General features: G+C 73.8%; 6 protein-coding genes. 5 read left to right on the top strand and 1 reads right to left on the bottom strand.

Annotation, left to right across the window (positions count from 1 at the left end):
• Positions 1 to 3 precede the first annotated feature (3 nt).
• The 5 genes from RVR_RS01195 (at position 4) to RVR_RS01175 (ending at position 4,098) form a co-directional block, all read left to right on the top strand.
• Positions 4 to 219: an MbtH family protein gene (locus tag RVR_RS01195; RefSeq protein ID WP_202231992.1), complete on the top strand. Its 216-nt coding sequence runs from the start codon at positions 4 to 6 to the stop codon at positions 217 to 219.
• Positions 220 to 229: 10 nt separating this feature from the next.
• Positions 230 to 1,477 (top strand): cytochrome P450, encoded by a 1,248-nt coding sequence (locus RVR_RS01190; RefSeq protein WP_202231991.1) that lies wholly within the window; start codon positions 230 to 232, stop codon positions 1,475 to 1,477.
• Between the two features lie 32 nt (positions 1,478 to 1,509).
• Positions 1,510 to 2,268 carry an SRPBCC family protein gene (locus RVR_RS01185; protein ID WP_202231990.1) on the top strand — a complete coding sequence of 253 codons (759 nt, stop codon included), beginning with the start codon at positions 1,510 to 1,512 and terminating at the stop codon, positions 2,266 to 2,268.
• Positions 2,268 to 2,468: a hypothetical protein gene (locus tag RVR_RS01180; RefSeq protein WP_202231989.1), complete on the top strand. Its 201-nt coding sequence runs from the start codon at positions 2,268 to 2,270 to the stop codon at positions 2,466 to 2,468. The genes RVR_RS01185 and RVR_RS01180 overlap by 1 nt, the downstream gene beginning before the upstream one ends.
• 304 nt (positions 2,469 to 2,772) lie before the next feature.
• Complete coding sequence (locus RVR_RS01175; RefSeq protein ID WP_202231988.1) at positions 2,773 to 4,098, top strand: lipase family protein; 1,326 nt, start codon at positions 2,773 to 2,775, stop codon at positions 4,096 to 4,098.
• Between the two features lie 25 nt (positions 4,099 to 4,123).
• Here RVR_RS01175 and RVR_RS01170 read toward each other — a convergent pair whose 3' ends face one another.
• Positions 4,124 to 5,680 carry a hypothetical protein gene (locus RVR_RS01170; protein ID WP_202231987.1) on the bottom strand — a complete coding sequence of 519 codons (1,557 nt, stop codon included), beginning with the start codon at positions 5,678 to 5,680 and terminating at the stop codon, positions 4,124 to 4,126.
• Between the last annotated feature and the right edge of the window lie 147 nt (positions 5,681 to 5,827).

Raw genomic sequence — 5,827 nt, 5'->3', positions numbered from 1 at the left:
CCCGTGACCAACCCCTTCGACGACCAGGACGGCACCTTCCTCGTCCTCGTCAACGACGAGAACCAGCACTCGCTGTGGCCGCAGTTCGCGGACGTCCCGGCCGGCTGGACCGCCGCCCACGGCCCCGACACCCACGCCGCCTGCCTGGAGTACGTCGAGCGGGCCTGGACCGACATGCGTCCGAAGAGCCTCGCCGACGCCATGGACGCCCAGCGGTAGCGCGGCCGACGTGACCGCCACCGAGACAGCCGGCGGGGTCCGGGACACCGCGCTCCCCGCCCCGCCGGCCGACTTCGCCGCCGCCCTGCTCACCCCCGAGGCGCGGCGGGACCCCTACCCCCTCTACGCCCGCATGCGGCGCGAGGACCCGGTCCACCGCAGCCCCCAGGGCATCTGGTACCTCACCCGGTACGCCGACGTCGAGGCGGCGCTGGGCGACCTGCGGCTGTCCAACGACCGGGACCGGATGACCCGCGCCTACAGTGCCCTCGGCGGTGACCTCAAGGCCCTCAGCCGGCTCACCGAGCGCCTCGGCCGGGTGATGACCAACACCGACCCGCCGGACCACGCACGGCTGCGCAAACTGGCCAACCGGGCCTTCACCGCCCGGCGCGTCGAGGCCCTGCGCGACGGCGTCCAGCGGATCGTCGACCGGCTCGTCGACGAGGCCGTCGCGGCCGGACCGGCCGTGGACCTGATCGAGGCGTTCGCCTCCCGGCTGCCGATGTCGGTGGTCTGCGAGCTCTTCGGCATCCCGGAGGAGGACCGGCCGCAGGTCAAGAGCTGGTTTTGCCGCTTCGGCCGGCTCAGCGAGGACATCGGCAGGTCCGAGGAGGCGATCGACCAGTACGAGGAGTACCTGTCCGCGCTCATCCGGCGGCGCCGGCGCGAACCGGGCGAGGACCTGGTGAGCGCCCTGGTCGCCACCCAGACCCGCGACGACCGGCTCACCGACTCCGAACTGCTGGCCACCTGCTTCATCCTCATCACCGCCGGCGACGAGACCACCACCCACCTGATCGGCAACGGCGTGCTGGCCCTGCTGCGCCATCCGGACCAGCTCGCCCGGCTGCGGGCGGACCCCGGCCTGATCCGCGGCGCCGTCGAGGAACTGGCCCGCTACGACACGGTGACCCAGGCGGTGGTCCGGGTCGTCGCGCAGGACCTGGAGATCGGCGGGCGGACGCTGCGGGAAGGCGAGTTGGTGTACCTCTTCCTCGGCGCCACCAACCGCGATCCCGAGCGCTTCGCGGACCCCGACCGGCTCGACCTGGCCCGCCCCGGCAACCGGCACCTGAGCTTCGGCCACGGCCCGCACTTCTGCCTCGGCGGCCCGCTGGCCAAGCTCCAGGCGGAGGTGGCCGTCGGCACCCTGGTGCGCCGGCTGCCCGACCTGCGACTGGCCGACGGGGCGGCCCTGGAGTGGCGCCCCAACCCGCTGCAACGGCGCCTGAGCACCCTCCCGCTGGCTTTTTGACCGTGAACGACGACGAAGGAGCACCACCGACCATGGCCCGAGAGTTCGAGGTCCGCCGGGAGCAGGACCTGCCCGCCACGCCCGAGCAGGTCTGGGACGCGGTGGCCACCGGCGCCGGCAACCTGGGCTGGCTCTACCCGATGGACATCGAGCCGCGTGTCGGCGGGAAGGCCACCCGGGGCGACGCCACCGTCCTGGCCTGGGAGCCGCCGCGGCACCTCGCCCTGCGCGCGACCCAGGACGGCGGGTTCTCCAACACGCTCGGCTACCACGTCGAGCCGGCGGGCAGCGGAGCCAGCCGCCTGCGGATGGGGATCCACTGGGTGCACACCGGGGTCGTGGACGAGGCGTGGGCCTGGGACGCGAAGACGGACGCGGCCGAGAAGCACGTCGACTTCTACCAGCACGGACTCGCGGAGTACCTGCGGCACTTCGCCGGCCGCCCCGCCGCCTACGTCAGGGCCACGCGCCCCGGTCCCCCCGCCGGCCCGGACGACTTCGCCGCGCTGCGCCGGCGCCTCGGCCTCGCCGACGACGCCGCCGTCGGCGACCGGTTCGCCCTCCTCGCCCCCGGACCGGAGCGCGCCCGAGTGGAGGTGGTCGTCGACTGGCTCAGCGCCGACTTCGTCGGACTGCGCGGCCCGGACGCCCTGTACCGGTTCTTCAACGGCGGCACCTGGAAGGTACCGACCTGGCTCGGCCACCACCTGTTCGGCGAGGACGCCGACGAGGAGCAGGCGACCAAGGCGTGGACCGCCTGGCTCGACGAGACCCACGCCGAGGAGCTGTGATGGAAACCTCCACGCGGACACTGCTGTTCGCCGCGGAACTCGTCGAGGAGGACGGCGGCTACGCCCTCGTCGTCCGGGACGTCGTCCGGGGCACCGTCCAGACCACCCCGGTCCCCAAGGCCATGGTCGACAAGCTCCCGGTCTTCCTCTCGGCGCTGGCCGCCAAGCTCGGCCCGGGGACGCAGCGCCGCCGCTGGTAGTCCGCTCCGGAGGCCGGCCGGGGGCCTTCGCCGGCCCGGGGCGCTTCGCCGAGGGCGCCGGCGCACCGGGGCCGGCCTCCGCGAGACGGCGCACGCGGCCGGGGACACCACCAGGGAGGACCGGGGGCCCGCCAGCCGACACACCGTTATATTACCGAGTCGTAATATACGAGGTGCTACCGCGGGTAACTCGGACGTGGGTATCGTCCAGTCACCCCGCGCCGGAGCGACGCCGGTCCGGCCTTCCGCTCCGCGACCCGACGCGCGGGCCCTTCCGGCTGCCCTCTCCCCCAGGAGGTTCCGCATGCCCCTCACCACCCGCCTGCTCGCGGTCGCGCTCACCGCGGCCGCATGCCTCGGCGCGCAGGCCCTGCCCGCCGCCGCGGCGACCGGATCGGACACGGAGGTCTCCCGGGGCGTCACCATCCCCGCGTTCTACAACCCGCCCGCCGAACTGCCCGCGGCCAACGGCACCCTGATCCGCAGCGAGCCGCTGCCCCTGGCCCTGAGCCTGCCCGCCGCCGGCGGCCCGCTGCCGGGCACCGCGACCCGCATCATGTACAAGTCCACCGACTCCAACGACAAGCCGGTGGCCGTGACCGGCGCCTACATCGAGCCGAGCGCCCCGTGGAAGGGCCCCGGACCGCGGCCCCTGGTGGTCGTCGCGCCCGGCACCATGGGACAGGGCGACCAGTGCGCGGCGTCCATGGGGCTGGAACACCCCCTCCAGCTCAACGGTCAGACCGTCTCGGTCGGCTACGAGGATCTGGCCATCTACCGGCTCCTCGCCCAGGGCACCGCCGTCGCCGTCACCGACTACGTCGGGCTCGGAGCCACCGACCGCCTGCACACCTACGTCAACCGCCTCGACGAGGCCCACGCCGTCCTCGACGCGGTCCGCGCGGTGCACTCCGTCGGCGGAGCCTCCGTCACCTCCGCCTCCCGTGTCGGGCTCTTCGGCTACAGCCAGGGCGGCGGCGCGACGGCCGCGGCAGCCGAACTCCAGCCCGCCTACGCCCCCGAGATCACCCTGTCCGGCACCTACGCCGGTGCGCCGCCGGCCGACCTGGACGTGGTCACCAAGGCCATCGACGGAAGCGACCTGGCCGCCGCGGTGGGCTGGGCCCTCAACGGGTTCCTCCAGTCCGACCCCGCCCTCCAGCCGATCGCCGACGCCTACCTGAGCGCCAAGGGCCGGGCGGCGCTCGCCGACCTGTCGACCATGTGCGTCGGCGACGGCATCCTCGGCTACGCCTTCAGCAAGACCTCGGACTGGACCGTCGACGGCGAGAGCCTCGCGGACATCATCGACGCCCAGCCCGCGATCCGCGGCTACCTCGACGAGCAGCGCATCGGCACGTCGAAGCCGACCAGCCCGATCCGCCTGGCCACCGGGGTCAACGACAACCTGGTGCCGCACTCCCAGGCGCGCGACCTCGCCGTGGACTGGTGCGCCAAGGGCGTCAACCTCACCTACCAGCCGGTGGTGCTCCCGAACGCCGGTGACGCGCTCCTCAACCACTTCGGACCGCTGCTCACCGACCAGGGCGACGCCGTCACCTGGCTGACCGACCGGCTCGACGGGAAGACGCCCGTCTCCAACTGCTGGAGCATGCCCCTCCAGCCCTGACCCCGCCGCGCCCCCGGAGGACCGTTCAGGGGCGCTTGAGAGCCAGGCTGGAGAACTCCACGTTGTCCGGCGTCCTCGTCGACGGGTCGGAGCCCGCGGCGAGGGCGACGGTGCCCTCGGTGACGAGGGGGCCGGTCCGGTCCGTGACGGTGTCCAGCAGGGTGGAGTTGAGCGAGAACGCCAGTGCGACGGAGCGGCCGTCCGGGGCGTCGGCGCAGCTTACGGCGAAGTGGTTCTGGCCGACCTGGCGGATCGCGGGGCTGTGCCGGACGGTGGCCAGTGTGGTCCACCCCTGCTTCCCGGGGGCCTTCTTCTCGATGGAGGCGCTGTCACCCCAGACGGTGAAGTAGTAGCCCGACTTGTCGGCGTGCGCGTGGCACACCACGCCGTAGCCGTTGTCGGAGTCCGCGTCGTGGCGCGCCCACACCTCGATGCCGAGGTCGCTCGGCGCCTTCGGGTAGAGCTGCGCCACGTGCGCGGGATATCCGATCACGTAGGTCCGTACCGAGGAGATCCCGGAGTACACGAGGTAGGAGGCCGTGGTGTAGCTGGCGCCCTCGCGGTCGCCGTCGTCCGTCCACCGGGAGTGGTCCGTGAACTGCTCGTGGTAGAACACGCCGGCATCCGACGGTGCGACCGGCGCCGACCCGGAGGAGACGGCGCCCCTGGGGGACGGGGACGCCGGGGCGCCGGGCGAGGCCGGGACCGCCCGGCGGGGCGACACCGGGGACACCTGCGGCGACGCGGGCCCGCCCGCCTCCGGAGCGTGGGAGCCCCGCGCGGCCAGGCACGCTCCGATCACCGCGCCGGCCCCCAGCGCGGCGACCACGAGACCGGCCGTCACGTACGTCCGCCCGGACCGGCGGCGCGGTGGTGCGGCGCGGCCGTCACCGGGGGAGCGACCGCCCGGCGGCGGCGCCTCCACCGTCGCAGCGGGCTCGGCGGCCGCACCGCGCCCGGACGTTTCCTCCGGGCGCGGTGCACCGTGGGGGACGGGGCCGTGCAGCCAGGCGTCCAGGACGTCCTTCTTGACGGCGGCCGTGACGTTGTGGAAGTCCTCCGGCGGCAGCCCCGGGTAGTGGTGCCGCACCACGCCCTCGTACACCGACCGCGACACGCAGAGCACGAACTCCTCAGGGCGCTGCCTGAGCGCGTCGCGCAGCACGGGGGCGTCCAGCAGGCGGCACGCCTGGTTCAGATCGTGCCCGACGAGCCCGCCGACCGTGCCGTTGCGCGGATCGAGGCCGACCTCCCCGGAGGCCAGGACGATCCGCAGCCGCATCTGCGCGCTGCGCGCCGCGAGCCGGTTGTAGCCGCGCAGGATGTCCGGCGTCGACCACAGCAGCGTCTTGAGCAGCACCGCCTTGGAGATGTCGCCGCTCAGCAGGATGATGAGCCCGTCCCCGCGGTCCTCGCGGTACTGCTGCGACGGTCCGACGCCCGCGGCGGCGAGGATCTCCTCCGCCACGTCGTAGAGCCCCCGGCGCAGGTAGACCTGTTCCACGTTGTCCCGCTGGGTGAACGACTCGATGTCGAGCAGCAGGATCGTGCGGTTGACCGGTTCGGTGGGGACCAGGGCCATGGACGTCTCTCCGCGCGGGGGTCCTCCCCGTCCCAGGGGCGGGAGCCCGATCGGGCCGGGGAACCGCCGGACCCGCGGGACCGCTCCCGCGCCCCACTGTAGGACGCCGGAGGGCGGTCCGTCGGACGGTCCGGCGAATCGAGCCGA

This window comes from Streptomyces sp. SN-593 (assembly GCF_016756395.1).
GTDB lineage: Bacteria > Actinomycetota > Actinomycetes > Streptomycetales > Streptomycetaceae > Actinacidiphila > Actinacidiphila reveromycinica.
Note: the sequence above shows the minus strand (reverse complement) of the source record. Positions and strands in the feature narration are given on the sequence as shown.